9 protein-coding genes, 26 tRNA genes and 2 rRNA genes are annotated in these 16,210 nt (G+C 41.9%); 3 read left to right on the forward strand and 34 right to left on the reverse strand.

The window, feature by feature from the left end:
- Positions 1 to 24: 24 nt before the first annotated feature.
- From AC3B5S_RS02120 to AC3B5S_RS02130, 3 genes are read right to left on the reverse strand one after another with little or no spacing between them, the layout of a single operon-like run.
- Positions 25 to 1,221, reverse strand: coding sequence for a DEAD/DEAH box helicase (locus AC3B5S_RS02120; protein ID WP_489769138.1), 1,197 nt, complete (start codon positions 1,219 to 1,221; stop codon positions 25 to 27).
- A gap of 7 nt (positions 1,222 to 1,228) precedes the next feature.
- On the reverse strand, positions 1,229 to 2,212 hold the full coding sequence (locus AC3B5S_RS02125) for a Gfo/Idh/MocA family protein (RefSeq protein ID WP_489769139.1): 984 nt from the start codon (positions 2,210 to 2,212) through the stop codon (positions 1,229 to 1,231).
- Position 2,213: 1 nt separating this feature from the next.
- Complete coding sequence (locus tag AC3B5S_RS02130) at positions 2,214 to 2,963, reverse strand: GH25 family lysozyme (RefSeq protein WP_489769140.1); 750 nt, start codon at positions 2,961 to 2,963, stop codon at positions 2,214 to 2,216.
- Between the two features lie 74 nt (positions 2,964 to 3,037).
- Here AC3B5S_RS02130 and AC3B5S_RS02135 point away from each other — a divergent pair, with 74 nt between their 5' ends.
- Positions 3,038 to 4,345 carry an APC family permease gene (locus AC3B5S_RS02135; protein ID WP_489757283.1) on the forward strand — a complete coding sequence of 436 codons (1,308 nt, stop codon included), beginning with the start codon at positions 3,038 to 3,040 and terminating at the stop codon, positions 4,343 to 4,345.
- Positions 4,346 to 4,443: 98 nt separating this feature from the next.
- Here the strand turns inward: AC3B5S_RS02135 and adhP are convergent, their stop codons facing one another.
- The 3 genes from adhP to AC3B5S_RS02150 all read right to left on the reverse strand — a co-directional run bounded on the left by adhP (position 4,444) and on the right by AC3B5S_RS02150 (position 7,571).
- Complete coding sequence (gene adhP / locus AC3B5S_RS02140) at positions 4,444 to 5,463, reverse strand: alcohol dehydrogenase AdhP (RefSeq protein ID WP_489774810.1); 1,020 nt, start codon at positions 5,461 to 5,463, stop codon at positions 4,444 to 4,446.
- Positions 5,464 to 5,642: 179 nt separating this feature from the next.
- Positions 5,643 to 6,674: a branched-chain amino acid aminotransferase gene (locus AC3B5S_RS02145; protein WP_489757281.1), complete on the reverse strand. Its 1,032-nt coding sequence runs from the start codon at positions 6,672 to 6,674 to the stop codon at positions 5,643 to 5,645.
- A gap of 165 nt (positions 6,675 to 6,839) precedes the next feature.
- Complete coding sequence (locus AC3B5S_RS02150; protein WP_489769142.1) at positions 6,840 to 7,571, reverse strand: GntR family transcriptional regulator; 732 nt, start codon at positions 7,569 to 7,571, stop codon at positions 6,840 to 6,842.
- 153 nt (positions 7,572 to 7,724) lie between these two features.
- Between AC3B5S_RS02150 and AC3B5S_RS02155 the strand changes: the two genes are divergently transcribed.
- Together AC3B5S_RS02155 and AC3B5S_RS02160 are read left to right on the forward strand one after the other, a co-directional pair.
- Entirely contained in the window at positions 7,725 to 9,098 is a 1,374-nt protein-coding gene (locus tag AC3B5S_RS02155) for a glycoside hydrolase family 1 protein (protein WP_489774809.1), read from the forward strand.
- Between the two features lie 72 nt (positions 9,099 to 9,170).
- A complete protein-coding gene (locus tag AC3B5S_RS02160) occupies positions 9,171 to 10,493 on the forward strand; it encodes a PTS sugar transporter subunit IIC (protein ID WP_489757278.1) in 1,323 nt (440 codons plus the stop codon).
- Between the two features lie 186 nt (positions 10,494 to 10,679).
- Here AC3B5S_RS02160 and AC3B5S_RS02165 read toward each other — a convergent pair.
- The 28 genes from AC3B5S_RS02165 to AC3B5S_RS02300 all read right to left on the reverse strand — a co-directional run bounded on the left by AC3B5S_RS02165 (position 10,680) and on the right by AC3B5S_RS02300 (position 16,075).
- Positions 10,680 to 10,764: transfer RNA gene (locus AC3B5S_RS02165), tRNA-Leu, on the reverse strand.
- 33 nt (positions 10,765 to 10,797) lie between these two features.
- Positions 10,798 to 10,868: transfer RNA gene (locus AC3B5S_RS02170), tRNA-Cys, on the reverse strand.
- Between the two features lie 9 nt (positions 10,869 to 10,877).
- A tRNA-Gln gene (locus AC3B5S_RS02175) sits at positions 10,878 to 10,949 on the reverse strand.
- Between the two features lie 10 nt (positions 10,950 to 10,959).
- A tRNA-His gene (locus AC3B5S_RS02180) sits at positions 10,960 to 11,033 on the reverse strand.
- A 10-nt stretch (positions 11,034 to 11,043) separates the two neighbouring features.
- Positions 11,044 to 11,114, reverse strand: a tRNA-Trp gene (locus AC3B5S_RS02185).
- Positions 11,115 to 11,121: 7 nt separating this feature from the next.
- Positions 11,122 to 11,204, reverse strand: a tRNA-Tyr gene (locus tag AC3B5S_RS02190).
- A 5-nt stretch (positions 11,205 to 11,209) separates the two neighbouring features.
- Positions 11,210 to 11,282: transfer RNA gene (locus AC3B5S_RS02195), tRNA-Phe, on the reverse strand.
- Positions 11,283 to 11,288: 6 nt separating this feature from the next.
- Positions 11,289 to 11,362: transfer RNA gene (locus AC3B5S_RS02200), tRNA-Asp, on the reverse strand.
- A 3-nt stretch (positions 11,363 to 11,365) separates the two neighbouring features.
- Positions 11,366 to 11,439 (reverse strand) — tRNA-Met (locus AC3B5S_RS02205).
- Positions 11,440 to 11,449: 10 nt separating this feature from the next.
- Positions 11,450 to 11,537, reverse strand: a tRNA-Ser gene (locus AC3B5S_RS02210).
- A 30-nt stretch (positions 11,538 to 11,567) separates the two neighbouring features.
- Positions 11,568 to 11,655 (reverse strand) — tRNA-Ser (locus AC3B5S_RS02215).
- Between the two features lie 2 nt (positions 11,656 to 11,657).
- Positions 11,658 to 11,731 (reverse strand) — tRNA-Ile (locus AC3B5S_RS02220).
- Between the two features lie 3 nt (positions 11,732 to 11,734).
- A tRNA-Gly gene (locus AC3B5S_RS02225) sits at positions 11,735 to 11,805 on the reverse strand.
- A 15-nt stretch (positions 11,806 to 11,820) separates the two neighbouring features.
- A tRNA-Phe gene (locus tag AC3B5S_RS02230) sits at positions 11,821 to 11,893 on the reverse strand.
- A gap of 6 nt (positions 11,894 to 11,899) precedes the next feature.
- Positions 11,900 to 11,973 (reverse strand) — tRNA-Asp (locus AC3B5S_RS02235).
- Positions 11,974 to 11,976: 3 nt separating this feature from the next.
- Positions 11,977 to 12,050 (reverse strand) — tRNA-Met (locus tag AC3B5S_RS02240).
- Positions 12,051 to 12,087: 37 nt separating this feature from the next.
- Positions 12,088 to 12,161 (reverse strand) — tRNA-Ile (locus AC3B5S_RS02245).
- Positions 12,162 to 12,167: 6 nt separating this feature from the next.
- Positions 12,168 to 12,241: transfer RNA gene (locus AC3B5S_RS02250), tRNA-Met, on the reverse strand.
- A gap of 19 nt (positions 12,242 to 12,260) precedes the next feature.
- Positions 12,261 to 12,334, reverse strand: a tRNA-Pro gene (locus tag AC3B5S_RS02255).
- Between the two features lie 9 nt (positions 12,335 to 12,343).
- Positions 12,344 to 12,417 (reverse strand) — tRNA-Arg (locus AC3B5S_RS02260).
- Positions 12,418 to 12,426: 9 nt separating this feature from the next.
- Positions 12,427 to 12,512, reverse strand: a tRNA-Leu gene (locus AC3B5S_RS02265).
- A gap of 14 nt (positions 12,513 to 12,526) precedes the next feature.
- Positions 12,527 to 12,598: transfer RNA gene (locus AC3B5S_RS02270), tRNA-Gly, on the reverse strand.
- 4 nt (positions 12,599 to 12,602) lie between these two features.
- A tRNA-Thr gene (locus tag AC3B5S_RS02275) sits at positions 12,603 to 12,675 on the reverse strand.
- A gap of 43 nt (positions 12,676 to 12,718) precedes the next feature.
- Positions 12,719 to 12,801: transfer RNA gene (locus AC3B5S_RS02280), tRNA-Leu, on the reverse strand.
- Positions 12,802 to 12,805: 4 nt separating this feature from the next.
- Positions 12,806 to 12,878: transfer RNA gene (locus tag AC3B5S_RS02285), tRNA-Lys, on the reverse strand.
- A 2-nt stretch (positions 12,879 to 12,880) separates the two neighbouring features.
- Positions 12,881 to 12,953: transfer RNA gene (locus AC3B5S_RS02290), tRNA-Val, on the reverse strand.
- A 15-nt stretch (positions 12,954 to 12,968) separates the two neighbouring features.
- Positions 12,969 to 13,085, reverse strand: a 5S ribosomal RNA gene (rrf, locus tag AC3B5S_RS02295).
- Between the two features lie 73 nt (positions 13,086 to 13,158).
- Positions 13,159 to 16,075 (reverse strand): 23S ribosomal RNA (locus tag AC3B5S_RS02300).
- Between the last annotated feature and the right edge of the window lie 135 nt (positions 16,076 to 16,210).

Consider the following 16,210-nt stretch of genomic DNA (forward strand, 5'->3'; position numbering starts at 1 on the left):
CACGAAATAACTCAACTGTAAAGATTATTTTTTGACACCATGATAACCTTGGCGTTTTTGATCACGTTGTCGTTTTTTAGAACGATGCCGAATAACTTTTGCTTTAGCCCCACTTTTGGAGGACTGGGCCGTTACCAACTGTTCATCAACTAACTGCACTTTCCATAATTTAATATGTTGCGCTTGCAATAATTCTTGTAATTGTCGAAAATCATGTTCGTTACCTAAAGTAATTACCTCGCCGTTACGCCCCATCCGACCAGTCCGACCGCTACGATGAATATACTCTGTTAAATTTTGCGGATTGTTCCAATTAATGACTGTCGTTAAATCTGGCAAATCCATGCCCCGAGCTGCTACATCCGTCGTCAATAAAAGTGAAGTATCACGCTTTTTAAAATTAGCTAGTGCATCAGCCCGCCGTTTTTTCGGATCACTGGTATCTAATACTGTAAAATACGTTTTACGATACCGCATATCGGCAGCGTATTGGTGTAATTCTTTACTAGATTGATAAAAAACTAAATTGCGTTTGTGTTTGCGATGTGCTAAACGTTGTAAAGTAGCTGCTTTTTGTGAATTACTCGTCAATAAAAAGTAATGCTTGATCCCCGCCCGAAACTGTTGGTCGGCACGCAAATCAATCTTGAGAAAATCTTGAGGAAACCACTTAGACAATTCTTGAAAAATCGGCGCCGCCGTCGCTGAAAACAAGGCTAATTGAAACTGACCTTGCAAGCGACCCAATAAATCCCGTACCGGCGTCAATTTATCCATCAACAAATCATCAGCCTCATCAATGACCACCGTCTGGATTTTATTTAATTTAAATTTGCGTTTAACAACTAGATCTTGAATGCGCCCAATTGTTCCGACAACGACCTCAGGTTTTTGTTTTAAATGTTCAATTTGCCGCTGAACATTAGCACCTCCAATCACCTCTAACACCCGTAACTGGGGATTTAAAGAGCGTAACACATTGCGCGTTTGAATAGCCAACTCCTGAGAAGGTTCCAGTACTAGTAACTGAATCCCACCATTAAGCGTTAATTTAGACAATAACGGCATTCCAAATGCTAATGTTTTACCAGAACCAGTAGGAGCTAAAGCCAGTAAGGATTTTCCTTGTTGTAGCGGTTCATAGACTTGTTCTTGAATCGGTGTCAAACTTTGAAAATGATGTTGCTGATAATATTTTTGATAAATCTTTGGTATTTGCATATTTTCCTCATTTCTCATCGGCAGTAAAGTGAATTTTCGCTGCTAAGCGCACCGTTGTTAAAATTTGATTCACTTGATCAGCTAATTGCCAGAGCCGTAAGAATTCTTTGTGATCATGTTGTTGAATAATTTGACTAAAAACTTGCGCTTCCGCCAGCATCGGATTGTGATCCGCAAATTTTTGCACTTGCTGGTTTTGATCATCCCAAATTTTTCGAATGGTGCCACCATCATTAAATAAAAGCGTTTGGTGATTACTATAAATTTCCGATGGTAATAAAGAGTTACTAATTTTGCCTACTAATAGGGTTACGTCGAACTCGTGATAATGTAAGACTAAAGTCCCTTGACCATCAACTTTCGTCGCAATCATTTGCGGAAAATACTGAGCCGTTAGTGGTTGTCCAAATAAGCAAAGGGCATCATAAATTAAATAAACTCCCAAATCATACAAGGCGCCGCCCGAAAATTTGGGTGAAAACACATTCGGTTCTTGGCCCGCTAAGACTTGATCATAGCGACTAGAGTATTTGCGATAAATAATCGTGGCGCCCGTAATTACTGGTAATTCGGCCACTCGTTGTTGTAATTGGTGAAATTCAGTCTCATGAATATGCCGGGCAGCTTCAAAAACAAATAACTCCGGATGTTGTTTTAAAAAAGCTTTAATTTGTAAAAATTCAGAGCGCGTGGAGACCAACGGTTTCTCTACAATCACATGTTTGTGGCATTCTAAAGCGGCCATAATATCTTGAAAGTGACAACTATTAGGTGAAGCCACATAGATCACATCAACTTGGGAACTAGTAAAAAGTTGTTCACGTTGATCGACTAACTTAACGTCTTCTATTTTTAATTGCTGCGCCAATTTTTGAGCATGACTTAATGTGCGTGAATAAATTGTTGTCAATTGAAAACTAGCCGTAGCCTGAATTGCTTGCACAAATTGTTTAGTGATCCAATTGGTACCAATTACACCTAAACGTAACATTTTACCAACCTCCTGTTTGCAAAAAAGCCGCCCATTGCTGCTGATTGCCGTTAAACACTAATAAACTATACTGATTGGCAGTTGCCAAACTAGGAATGCGTCCAGCATCCGTATATTGCCAAAATTTCACTTGATCACCCTTAATGGGATGGGGTCTAGTCTGTAAAATACCGCCACATGAATTATGATTGATCAAATAATTCAAGGCTGGATCTGTTTGAATTAAAACTGGGCGCTGATAATATTTTACCAGCAAACTTTGTAATCGTGAAACAGATTTATCAATTTGGTGCGCAGTTAACTGCGAAGCTGAGGGAGCTTTAACTTGCAGAACTAACGGTAACGTTCCTACTCGAGTACCAACACTAGCCTTAATATTAGTAAACTGGGCCTGTGGTGAAGTTTGCCAACTAAAATCATGCTCAATACCATACGGTAATTGCGCGCCTTGAATCCGCCAATAATTACTTAAGAATGCATCATCAAAATAATCTGCACCTTGAGTGGCCCTTAAATAAACAAAATCTATGCCATGTTTCTTCAGCAAATGAAAGTCCTGATAGCCATCCGTTTGACTCAAGCTAACTCCTAAAACTGGATAGTTGCTAGTACTGGGACGACCACTTTTTTGCCAATAATTGAAAATTTGTTTACTCACAAAAAGCCCTGCCAAAACCAATAATAAAAAGCCCACAAAGAGCAGTTGTTTTTTATGAAATTTTTGTTGACGGACCATTAATCGTGACTGCATTAAAAATCTTTGCCTCTCTCTTAAAATCAAGTACAATACTCAGTATTAAGAAAATTTAGTTAGGAATGAAGCAAATGAAACGTCAATTATCTCTTTTCTCGGCTCTGGCTACCGTCATGGGGACTGTCATCGGTGGCGGAGTCTTTTTTAAAGTTGCTAGTATTACGCAATTAACCAAAAGTTCCTGGCTTAGTATTTTAGTTTGGCCATTAGCCGGAATTATTACCCTCATGGCTGGTTTAACCGTTGCCGAATTAGCTGCTACTTATCCTGAAAACGGTGGTCCCGTTAAATACCTCAGCGAAATTTATGGACCCAAGATTGCTTTCTTGTTTGGTTGGTCCTTAATCATTGTATACTATCCCGCTAATATTGCAGCAATTTCCATCGTTTTTGGAACGCAAGCACAACAACTATTTAATTTACCACACATTTCGCCAACCATGTGGGCGCTAATGTGCCTTTTTTCATTAGTTATTGTCAACTGGTTAGGTAGTAAGCTCAGCAGTCAAGTACAAAAATTGACTTTAATTATTAAATTGATTCCAATTATCGCTATTATTATTGCTGCCTTGGGGTTTAATACCACTAACAATTTAAATTGGAGTCATTTAACATCAGCCTTAACCTTTCAACATCCGCAAGCTTTCGGGCAAGCTTTACTCGCTACTTTATTTGCCTACGATGGTTGGCTAAGCATTGGTAATTTAGCTGGTGAAATTAAACGTCCGGAAAAAAATTTAGCGCATGCTATTATTTGGGGATTAATCGCCGTAACCATTGTTTATACTTTACTCAACTGGAGCTTTATCAAAATTTTGCCCTTTACCCAAATTGCGGGCAATCAAAACGCTGCTATGCAAACGGCCCAAAAATTATTTGGGCCGCTGGGTGGCAAAATTTTAACCATCGGTATTTTAGTATCAGTTTATGGTGCAGTGAATGGTCACTTAATGGTTGGTTCTCGCATGCCGTATACTTTAGGTATTCAAAAACAATTACCAGCAGCCCATTTTTTTAGCCATTTAAATGCCAAAACAAAAATGCCCACCAACAGTTTATTATTCGAAAGTTTAATTGCCGTCATCATGATTTTTTCGGGAACTTTTGACACTTTAACCAATATGTTGGTTTATATCTCTTGGATCTTTTCAATTCTTCTGTTCATCGGAATTTTTATTCTCCGTAAAAACAAACCTAATTTGCAGCGACCGTATCAAATTATTTGGTACCCCATCCCTCCTATTTTAGCAATTTTAGGTGGTTTATTTATTGTGATCAATACTACGGTCAGTCAACCATTACTAGCCTTAGCCGGTTTGGGATTAACCTTAACTGGCTGGCCCGTTTATTACTGGCAGCACCGCCAATTGCAAAATTAAGTACTAATTATGAATAATCTAAAAAGTGATGCGACTAAGCACAATTAGTTCAAACCAACTGTGCTTTTGTCACATCACTTTTTGTTTTGGCTAAAATATTAATTATTAGTAAAATCAACTACCATTCGTCCAACAATTTGATTGTTTTTCATTTCATCAATAATATCGTTAATTTCCGATAATTTACGTGTTTGGACAATCGGCTTTACTTTTTGTTCAGCTCCAAAAGCAAAAGCTTCAGCCAAATCTTGCCGAGTACCAACTAATGAACCAGCAACTTTAATCCCATCTAAAACAGTCTTAGAGATATTTAAAGACATGTCTCCTTGAGGTAAAGCAATCGCTACTAACGTTCCGTCTGGTCTTAATGAGTTAACTGCCGATGTAAATGCCGACGGGCTCACAGCCGTAATAATTGCACTATGAACACCACCAACTTTAGTTTGTAAAACATCAGCAGCATCTTCGGTTTGCGAATTAATTGTCAGATCAGCCCCTAACTTTTTAGTAGCTTGCAATTTTTCATCATTAATGTCGACTGCTGCTACATGCGCACCAAAAACATTCTTAGCATATTGTACTGCTAAATTGCCTAAGCCACCAGTGCCAACCACTTCAACCCATTGACCAGGACGAACATTTCCGGTCTTCAAGCCCTTATAAACTGTTACTCCCGCGCAAGTTAGAGAAGTAGCCTCAATCGGATCTAAATCAGCGGGAACTTTAACTGCATAGTCAGCAGGAACGATACATTCTTCAGCCATCGCACCGTCAACATTAAACCCAGAGTTTAAAACATTACGGCATAAAGTTTCACGGCCAGTCGTACAATATTCGCAATGCCCGCAGCCTTGATAAAACCACGCAATTGATACTCGATCACCAATTTTTAAAGTAGAAACTCCAGCGGCTACTTGAATCACTTTACCAACACCTTCATGCCCGATAATGCGGCCGGGAACTTTACCAAAGTCACCCGCGGCTACATGCAAATCCGTATGACACAAGCCACAGTATTCCATCTTAACTAAAGCTTCACCGGCTCGCAGATCACGTAACTTAACATCTTTAATATCAACATAACCATCGCAATTGTCCCGTACTACTGCTGCTTTCATATCAGTTAACCTCTTTTTGATTTTTTGAATCCCACAATTGAATTTTAAGTGAATATCTTCACATGGTCAAGAGATTTTTTAATTTTTACTTAAAAAACAAAAAAAGCATTTAATATAATTAGTTTATAACTATATTAAATGCTTTGAGATTTTAATTGAAGTTTATTAATAAATTGCTTTTATTCAACTGGTTCAACCCAGCCTTCAGGTCCTTTGCGATCACCAAATTGAATGCCAGTTAAGATGTCATACAACTTCTTGGTCACTGGTCCGACCTCAGTTTGACTATAAAAGACGTGCATCTTACCATTGTGCTCCAAACCACCAATTGGTGAAATAACTGCCGCTGTACCACAAGCCCCAGCTTCTGCGAAACGATCTAAATCATTGATATAAACATCACCTTGCTCAGTTGGCATGTTTAACTCATGCTCAGCTAAATACAAAAGTGAATATTTGGTAACACTCGGTAAAATAGATGGTGATTTTGGTGTCACAAACGTACCATCTTTCGTAATTCCAAAGAAATTGGCTGATCCAACTTCTTCAATCTTTTCATGATTAACCGGATCCAGATAAACACAATCGGAAAAACCATGCTTTTGCGCAGCGTCACCAGGCATTAAACTAGCAGCATAGTTACCACCAACTTTACTTTGTCCAGTTCCTTTATGCGCTGCCCGATCATATTGCGAAGTGGTGAAATTAGTTGGTGTTAAACCACCTTTAAAGTAATTACCAACTGGCATTGCAAAAATCCGAAAAATATATTCAGTTGCCGGATGTACACCAATCATGCCGCCAACACCCATCATAATTGGTCGTAAATATAACGTTGCTCCGTTACCATAAGGTGGCACAAAATCAATGTTCGCCTTCACCACTTGTTTCACAGCATCTACAAACATGTCAGTTGGTACTTGTGGCATCAACAGACGCTGACAACTGTTTTGCATTCGTTGCGCATTTTGATCGGGACGGAATAATTGCACATGACCATCTTTAGTACGATAAGCTTTTAAACCTTCAAAAACTGATTGTCCGTAGTGTAAGGCCGTTGAATCCTCATTAATTGTTACATCACTTTCGGTGACCAAACCTTCATCTTGCCATTGACCATCTTTGTAAGTTGCCTGGTAGCGATAAGGTAAGTCTAAGTAATTAAATCCTAAATTATTAAAATCAACCTCTGATGCTTTTACTTTAGCCATCTTACTTACCTCTCTTTTTAATTTTTATTTAATTTAAAGAATAGCATTAAATCCTATTTTGTCAAGAATGGTTTTATAGAAATAGCTTATCTTTTAATTTTTATTAATTTAAAAATAGCTATAATTAATTTTAATTAATGTTGCATTCTTAATAAATTAGTAGCGTCACTTAGTATGTCCTGGCAGATAAACTGTAATTTGCTCTTTATCATATCGATGATGTGTTTCAGACAATTCAAACGGAACATTATTTTCTAAAAAAACGACCTGACGCAAACGCAAAATGGGATCAGAATTTTGACAAGCTAAATACTGTTGGTCAGCTGCCGTGGCTTTTGCAGCACTAATCTTACGGTAAGCAGCACCAATTTTTTGATGCAACGTGGTTTCAATGTAACGATAGACTGAAGCCTTTAAAACCGTTTCATCGATGCCGGGCACAATTTTGACTGGCATTTTTGTATACTCCAAAGCATAGGGTTCGCGATCGACTAAACGTTGGCGTTGAATATCATAAACCATTTCGTGCGGTGTCAAATTTAGTAACTGACACTCTTCAGCATTAGGATAGCGAATTTGAAATTGAATAATTTGACTGGTCACACGACTTTGATCACCAACTAATTTAGTCGTACCAATATATTGATCCACTGCACGATCAAAGTGAGAAGTTTTTAACACGGTAGTTCGAACAAAAGTCCCCGCTCCTCGCTGAGTATAGACCAAGCCAACCTTTATCAACTGTTCAATGGCTTTGCGAACTGTTACGCGACTAGTTTGAAATTCTTGAGCCAATTTACTTTGCTGTGGAAAAGGTGTTCCCGGTAAATACGTTCCGTTTTGAATCCGTTTTTTTAAAGTTGCAGCAATGATTAAATATTTAGGTTTTTGTGCCATCAACTGATCCCACCTTTTTATCACTTGAATTAAGTTTATCACTCTCCACTAGGCCATTGAAAGATTCAATAAAAAGTATTTACATTTAAAAATAAATGTCTATACTTAAAAGTGGTTTTAAATGTTAGCGATTACAAAAAAGGAGTATAAATTATGACACAGTTACCAGATAACTTTTTCTGGGGTAATTCTACCTCTAGTATGCAGACTGAAGGTGCAGCTAACGAAGGTGGCAAAGGCGCTTCTGTTTATGACCTACGCCCCAGTGGCCCCAACAATTCTGATTGGTCGGTAGCCATTGATGAATATCACCGCTATCCCGAAGATATTGCCTTAATGAAGGATTTAGGAATGAACTTCTATCGTTTTCAAATCTCTTGGAGTCGTGTGCAACCTGATGGCGAAGGCCAGTTTAATAAACAAGGTCTCAAATTTTATCATGACTTAATTGATGAATTACTTAAAAATGGTATTCAACCGATGATTTGCTTATATCATTTTGACATGCCTTTAAAGCAAGCACAAAAATATAATGGCTTTGTGAACAAACATGTGGTTGACAATTTTGTGACTTACGGTCAACAAATGGTGATTGAGTTTTCTTCACAAGTCAAATATTGGCTCACGTTTAACGAACAAAATTTATATAGTACCCAAGAAGCCTTTCATTGTAGTGGCTACTTAAAGGGGCAAAAAACTACTCGTGAACTGTTTCAAATTCAACATAATTTAGCTTTAGCTCATGCGCGTATCGCTAACTTTATTCATCAAAATTATCCTGATTTAAAAATTGGCGGAATGGAAGCTTTCCAAGAAATTTATCCCGCTACTGCTAATCCACAAGATGTGGCCGCAGTTAGAAAATTTAAAGAATTTACAGATTATAATCTTTTGCGCATTTTTACTGAAGGACAATATTCAGACGAAGTAGTGGCCTTTATGAAGCAACAACACTTAGAAGACATTTTACAAACTAGTGAGCTAGCTGAAATCAAACAAACCCGTAGTGATTTTATCAGTTTTAGCTATTATGCAACCTCTTGCCTAGACAGCTCTAAAATCCCCGTTGGGACTATTCCTAATGACTTTGGTTCCGTAGGTCATGCGCATAATCCTTATTTACAAACTAATGAATGGCAGTGGCAAATTGATCCCCAAGGTTTTTATGGTATTTTAATGGACTTAGCTAACCGCACTCACTTACCGATTTTCCCAATTGAAAATGGTCTTGGGGTCCGTGAAAGTTGGGATGGTCAACACGAAATTAATGACTATTACCGTATTAACTACCATCGCCAACATTTGGTGGCCTTGAAACAAGCAGTCCAAGATGGAGCTCACGTTATTGGTTATTTGGGTTGGGGGTTAATTGATATTCCAAGTTCCCAAGGCAATGTGGATAAACGTTATGGCGTTGTTTATGTCAATCGCACGAATCATGATCTCAAAGATTTAAAACGGGTCCCCAAAAAAAGTTATCACTGGCTGCAAAAAGTAATCCAATCCAATGGTAATCAATTATTTTAATTGTAAATAGACCAACAGTGAAACACGAGCAAATATTCTTCAATCAGATTTAACCATAAGGAGGTTGTTTTAATGGCTCAAACTGCTTCAGCAAATAAAAGTCGTGGCAAACGCTTTTTTGATAAATTTACTGAAATTTCTGTCAAAATTGGTAATGAAGTTCACTTACGCTCTTTGCGAGATGCTTTTGCCACAATCATGCCCCTCTTCATTTTAGCTGGCTTAGGTGTCTTAATGAATAATGTAGTCTTTCCTCTATTTGCTCATGGCAAAACCTTAGCCAATTTACAAATTTGGGGCAGTGACATTAGCAACGGGACCTTAAACATTGCCGGATTAGTTTTAGCACCAGCAATTGGTTATACCTTATCAGTTAATAAAAAGTATAAGAACGGAATTCTTGCGGCTATTATTTCCTTAGCTAGCTTAATTATTATGATGCCCGCTACAGTTAAGTTAACCATTGCCCACAGTACGAAAAATATTAACGTCACCGGTGGCTTATCTTATACTAACTTGGGCACCACAGGAATGTTCTCTGGCATTATTATTGGATTATTAGCAACCGAATTATTTATTGGTTTATCAAATATTAAACATTTAAAAATTCATCTCGGGGAAAATATTCCGCCAGCGGTAGCCGCTTCGTTTAACGACTTGATTCCCTCTATCTTAACTTTAAGTATTTTTGCACTCATTTCCGCCCTATTGATGGTTTTCGGTAAAACTAACTTGATTGACCTGATTACCAACTTAATTCAAGAACCATTACGCGGCTTTACAACTAGCTTACCGGGGATGCTTTTTATCTATAGTGTAGGAAACTTTCTCTTTACTTTAGGTATTCACCAAACAGTTATCAATGGGACTTTACTGGATCCATTATTATTAATCAATATGAATAAGAATATGGCAGCCTTTGAAGCACACAAACATATTCCCTATATTTTGACTTATACTTTTCGCGATGTGTTCGGAATGATTGGTGGTACGGGCTGTACCTTGTGTTTATTAATTGCTATTTTTATTTTTTCCAAAATGAAATCCAGCAAAGAAATTGCGGGATTAGCCATTGCGCCTAGTATCTTTAATATTAATGAACCCGTCATCTTTGGCTATCCTATCGTTTTTAATATTCCTATGATGATTCCCTTTGTTTTAATGCCCGTCATTGGTGATTTAATTGCTTACTTTTTCACAGCCATTGGTTGGATGAATCGTGTCGTGGTTTTAGTTCCTTGGACCACTCCGCCCCTCTTAAATGCTTATTTATGTACTGCCGGTGATTGGCGTGCCGTCATTGTACAATTATTAATTATCATTATCGGCGTGCTATTTTATTTACCATTCATGTTTATTAGTGAACGTACAATGCAAAAAAGCGCACAATTGTAAAATTAAAATAAACAAATTTTAAAAAACAAGTCTTGTTTGATTTTCTGACCAAACAAGACTTGTTTTTTAAGGTTCTATAATATTGAGTGTTGATAAGTATTTCGTCGGCACTCTTTTTTATGTAGACCAATTTATTTTGAAACACAAAAAAACAGCTAACATAATTAAGTTAACTGTTTCATCAGATACCGGTGATCGGGGTCGAACCGATACTCCTTTAACAGGAACTGGATTTTGAATCCAGCGCGTCTGCCAATTCCGCCACACCGGCAAAATATTAATAATAAACCATGGCTAAAGCCAAAGGCGGTAACCGGATTTGAACCGGTGGTCAAGGTTTTGCAGACCTCTGCCTTACCACTTGGCTATACCGCCAGGTAAAAATTGGGTTAGCTGGATTCGAACCAGCGCATAATGGAGTCAAAGTCCATTGCCTTACCACTTGGCTATAACCCAATAAAGAAAGGGCGGTATATGAGACTCGAACTCATGTATGCCGGTGCCACAAACCGGTGTGTTAACCAACTTCACCAATACCGCCAGGATATAACAGGGATAGTAGGAGTTGAACCCACATCGACGGTTTTGGAGACCGTTGTTCTACCATTGAACTATATCCCTATTATGATGGAAGGGAGTGGATTCGAACCACCGAACCCGAAGGAGCGGATTTACAGTCCGCCGCGTTTAGCCAGACTTCGCTACCCTTCCATAAATGGCGCGGGACAGAATCGAACTGCCGACACATGGAGCTTCAATCCATTGCTCTACCGACTGAGCTACCGAGCCATCTAACGGTCCTAACCGGACTTGAACCGGTGATCTCCTGCGTGACAGGCAGGCGTGATAACCAACTACACCATAGGACCAAATTGCGGGAGTAGGGTTTGAACCTACGACCTTCGGGTTATGAGCCCGACGAGCTACCAGACTGCTCCATCCCGCGATAATTATAAAGGAGGATGTGGGATTTGAACCCACGCACGCTGTTACACGCCTGACGGTTTTCAAGACCGTTCCCTTAAGCCACTTGGGTAATCCTCCAAATCGCAATAAACATGGAAAAAATTCCAACGGAGAAGGAGGGATTTGAACCCTCGCGCCGCTTACGCGACCTACACCCTTAGCAGGGGCGCCTCTTCAGCCACTTGAGTACTTCTCCAATGGGCCTAAATGGACTTGAACCATCGACCTCACGCTTATCAGGCGTGCGCTCTAACCAGCTGAGCTATAGGCCCATAAGCGGGTGACGAGAATCGAACTCGCGACAACAGCTTGGAAGGCTGTGGTTTTACCACTAAACTACACCCGCAATCTTTAACAAAAATGGCGCGGGACAGAATCGAACTGCCGACACATGGAGCTTCAATCCATTGCTCTACCGACTGAGCTACCGAGCCATCTAACGGTCCTAACCGGACTTGAACCGGTGATCTCCTGCGTGACAGGCAGGCGTGATAACCAACTACACCATAGGACCAAATTGCGGGAGTAGGGTTTGAACCTACGACCTTCGGGTTATGAGCCCGACGAGCTACCAGACTGCTCCATCCCGCGATAATAAAATCTTACCACAAAGTCCATAAAAAATCTATGGACCTTGTAGGACTCGAACCTACGACCGAACGGTTATGAGCCGTTTGCTCTAACCAACTGAGCTAAAGGTCCGATTAATAGCGGCGAAGGGGATCGAACCCCCGACCTCCCGGGTATGAACCGGACGCTCTAGCCAGCTGAGCTACACCGCCATAGCTATTAAAAAGCTAATCGGGAAGACAGGATTCGAACCTGCGACCCCCTGGTCCCAAACCAGGTGCTCTACCAAACTGAGCCACTTCCCGAAAAAAACATGCACCCAGTAGGAGTCGAACCTACAACCTTCTGATTCGTAGTCAGACACTCTATCCAATTGCGCTATGGGTGCTCATTATAATGCCGAGGACCGGAATCGAACCGGTACGGTAATCACTTACCGCAGGATTTTAAGTCCTGTGCGTCTGCCAGTTCCGCCACCCCGGCGTGATTATAATGAAAGCGGAAGACGGGATTCGAACCCGCGACCCCCACCATGGCAAGGTGATGTTCTACCACTGAACTACTTCCGCAAAATGCCGACTAGAGGATTCGAACCTCCGACCCTCTGTTTACAAGACAGATGCTCTGCCAGCTGAGCTAAGTCGGCATAATAAAAATAAAACTATAACATATTTCAAAGAACATGCAAGTGCGGGAGAAGGGACTTGAACCCATACGTCCAAAGGACACTAGAACCTAAATCTAGCGCGTCTGCCAATTCCGCCACACCCGCAAAATGAGTCGCGTGGGGCTCGGACCCACGACCCACGGCTTAAAAGGCCGTTGCTCTACCAACTGAGCTAGCGACTCAATGGAAGATACAGGGCTCGAACCTGTGACCCTCTGCTTGTAAGGCAGACGCTCTCCCAACTGAGCTAATCTTCCAAGATAATAAGAGCAGCATGGCAACGACCTATCCTCGCAGGTAGTTTCCCACCAACTACTTTCGGCGCTGAGAAGCTTAACTTCTGTGTTCGGCATGATTCCAGGTGTTTCCTCCTCGCTATCGCCACCACACTTGCTCTCTTCTTACCTTCTGAAAGAACCTTAGTCCTCTCAAAACTGAATATTATGTTCTTACTCGACACCCTTGGTTAAGCCCTCGACCGATTAGTATTGCTCAGCTCCATGTATCACTACACTTCCACTCGCAACCTATCTACCTCATCTTCTTTGAGGGGTCTTACTTCATTACTGAATGGGAAATCTCATCTTGAGGTGGGTTTCACACTTAGATGCTTTCAGCGTTTATCCCTTCCATACTTAGCTACCCAGCTATGCCTTTGGCAAGACAACTGGTACACCAGTGGTATGTCCATCCCGGTCCTCTCGTACTAAGGACAGATCCTCTCAAATTTCCTACGCCCGCGACGGATAGGGACCGAACTGTCTCACGACGTTCTGAACCCAGCTCGCGTACCGCTTTAATGGGCGAACAGCCCAACCCTTGGGACCGACTACAGCCCCAGGATGCGATGAGCCGACATCGAGGTGCCAAACCTCCCCGTCGATGTGAACTCTTGGGGGAGATAAGCCTGTTATCCCCAGGGTAGCTTTTGTCCGTTGAGCGATGGCCCTTCCATACGGTGCCACCGGATCATTAAGCCCGACTTTCGTCCCTGCTCGACTTGTCTGTCTCGCAGTCAAGCTCCCTTCTACCTTTACACTCTACGAATGATTTCCAACCATTCTGAGGGAACCTTTGGGCGCCTCCGTTACTGTTTAGGAGGCGACCGCCCCAGTCAAACTGCCCACCTGACACTGTCTCCCGCCGTGCTTCAACGGCGCGGGTTAGAGCTTTCATATAACAAGGGTAGTATCCCACCAGCGCCTCCTTCGATACTAGCGTACCGATCTCTACGGCTCCTACCTATCCTGTACATGTTACACAAAAACTCAATATCAAGCTACAGTAAAGCTCCATGGGGTCTTTCCGTCCTGTCGCGGGTAACCTGCATCTTCACGGGTATTATAATTTCACCGAGTCTATCGTTGAGACAGTGCCCAAATCATTACGCCTTTCGTGCGGGTCGGAACTTACCCGACAAGGAATTTCGCTACCTTAGGACCGTTATAGTTACGGCCGCCGTTTACTGGGGCTTCAATTCTGGGCTTCGACCGAAGTCTAACTCATCCTCTTAACCTTCCAGCACCGGGCAGGCGTCAGCCCCTATACGTCATCTTACGATTTTGCAGAGACCTGTGTTTTTGATAAACAGTTGTTTGGGCCTTTTCACTGCGGCTGGCTCTTACACCAGCACCCCTTCTTCCAAAGTTACGGGGCTATTTTGCCGAGTTCCTTAACGATAGTTCTCTCGCTCACCTTAGGATTCTCTCCTTGACTACCTGTGTCGGTTTGCGGTACGGGTATTCAGTGTCTCACTAGAAGCTTTTCTCGGCAGTGTGACTATTGTGCTTCGCTACTTTAATTTCGCTCCCTATCACAACTCATCCTTCGCGGTTATAAGCATTTGACTCATATCCAGACTCGCTGCTTAGACATGCTTTTCCAGCTGCATGCTCACAATTCATCTCCTGCGTCCCTCCATCGTTCAAACAACACTGAACAGTACAGGAATCTCAACCTGTTTTCCATCGATTACGCCTCTCGGCCTCATCTTAGGTCCCGACTAACCCTGGGCGGACGAGCCTTCCCCAGGAAACCTTAGTCATCCGGTGGACCAGATTCTCACTGGTCTTTCGCTACTCATACCGGCATTCTCACTTCTAAGCTCTCCACCAGTCCTCTCGATCTGGCTTCTTCGTGCTTACAACGCTCTCCTACCACGTACATCTTTCGATGCACATCCACAGTTTCGGTACCATACTTAGCCCCGGTACATTTTCGGCGCAGAACCACTCGACTAGTGAGCTATTACGCACTCTTTAAATGAGTTGCTGCTTCTAAGCCAACATCCTAGTTGTCTGTGCAGTTCCACTTCCTTTTCCACTTAGTATGGATTTTGGGACCTTAACTGGTGATCTGGGCTGTTCCCCTTTCGACGATGGATCTTATCACTCACCGTCTGACTCCCGGAGAAAGATCTTTGGCATTCGGAGTTTATCTGAATTCAGTAACCCATGTTGGGCCCCTAGTCCAAACAGTGCTCTACCTCCAAGATCCTCTTCTCCGAGGCTAGCCCTAAAGCTATTTCGGAGAGAACCAGCTATCTCCAAGTTCGTTTGGAATTTCACCGCTACCCACACCTCATCCCCGCAATTTTCAACTTACGTGGGTTCGGTCCTCCAGTGCGTTTTACCGCACCTTCAACCTGGACATGGGTAGGTCACTTGGTTTCGGGTCTACGACTACGTACTCGCTTTCGCCCTATTCAGACTCGCTTTCGCTACGGCTCCGTCTTCTCAACTTAACCTCGCACGCAATCGTAACTCGCCGGTTCATTCTACAAAAGGCACGCCATCACTCTTTAACGAGCTCTGACTACTTGTAGGCACACGGTTTCAGGATCTATTTCACTCCCCTTCCGGGGTGCTTTTCACCTTTCCCTCACGGTACTTGTTCTCTATCGGTCACTAGGGAGTATTTAGCCTTGGGAGATGGTCCTCCCTGCTTCCGACGGGGTTTCACGTGCCCCGCCGTACTCAGGATACTGGTAGAGTGTCTCTGATTTCGCCTACTAGACTATCACTATCTCTGGTTCAGCTTCCCAACTGATTCAGCTATCTTCGACTATCTCACGTCCCAGTCCTACAACCCCAAAGAGCATGCTCTCTGGTTTGGGCTCTTTCCGTTTCGCTCGCCGCTACTCAGGAAATCGATTTTTCTTTCTCTTCCTATGGCTACTTAGATGTTTCAGTTCACCACGTCTTCCTCACTTACAACTTTCGTCGCAGTGTGACTAAGCTTTACCTTAGCCGGGTTCCCCCATTCGGATATCTCCGGATCTTCGTTTACTTACAACTCCCCGGAGCATTTCGCTGTTCGTTGCGTCCTTCTTCGGCTCCTAGTACCTAGGCATCCACCGTGCGCCCTTATTATCTTAACCTTAATTACTACTGTTTCTTACTTTCTTCGAATCTCTCGATTCTCGGTGTCTTTCTTCTCATAATATTCAGTTTTCAAAGTACTAATGTTTGAGAGTAGACCTCTCAAAACTAAACAAAGTTTCTTGCCAACTGCT

The sequence above is a fragment of the Bombilactobacillus sp. ESL1094 genome (assembly GCF_058107425.1).

Bases quoted from the DNA above. Each gene is read 5' to 3' on its own strand.
- AC3B5S_RS02120 (WP_489769138.1), bottom strand. From the start codon at position 1,221: ATGCAAATACCAAAGATTTATCAAAAATATTATCAGCAACATCATTTT.
- AC3B5S_RS02125 (WP_489769139.1), bottom strand. From the start codon at position 2,212: ATGTTACGTTTAGGTGTAATTGGTACCAATTGGATCACTAAACAATTT.
- AC3B5S_RS02130 (WP_489769140.1), bottom strand. From the start codon at position 2,963: ATGCAGTCACGATTAATGGTCCGTCAACAAAAATTTCATAAAAAACAA.
- AC3B5S_RS02135 (WP_489757283.1), top strand. From the start codon at position 3,038: ATGAAACGTCAATTATCTCTTTTCTCGGCTCTGGCTACCGTCATGGGG.
- adhP (WP_489774810.1), bottom strand. From the start codon at position 5,463: ATGAAAGCAGCAGTAGTACGGGACAATTGCGATGGTTATGTTGATATT.
- AC3B5S_RS02145 (WP_489757281.1), bottom strand. From the start codon at position 6,674: ATGGCTAAAGTAAAAGCATCAGAGGTTGATTTTAATAATTTAGGATTT.
- AC3B5S_RS02150 (WP_489769142.1), bottom strand. From the start codon at position 7,571: ATGGCACAAAAACCTAAATATTTAATCATTGCTGCAACTTTAAAAAAA.
- AC3B5S_RS02155 (WP_489774809.1), top strand. From the start codon at position 7,725: ATGACACAGTTACCAGATAACTTTTTCTGGGGTAATTCTACCTCTAGT.
- AC3B5S_RS02160 (WP_489757278.1), top strand. From the start codon at position 9,171: ATGGCTCAAACTGCTTCAGCAAATAAAAGTCGTGGCAAACGCTTTTTT.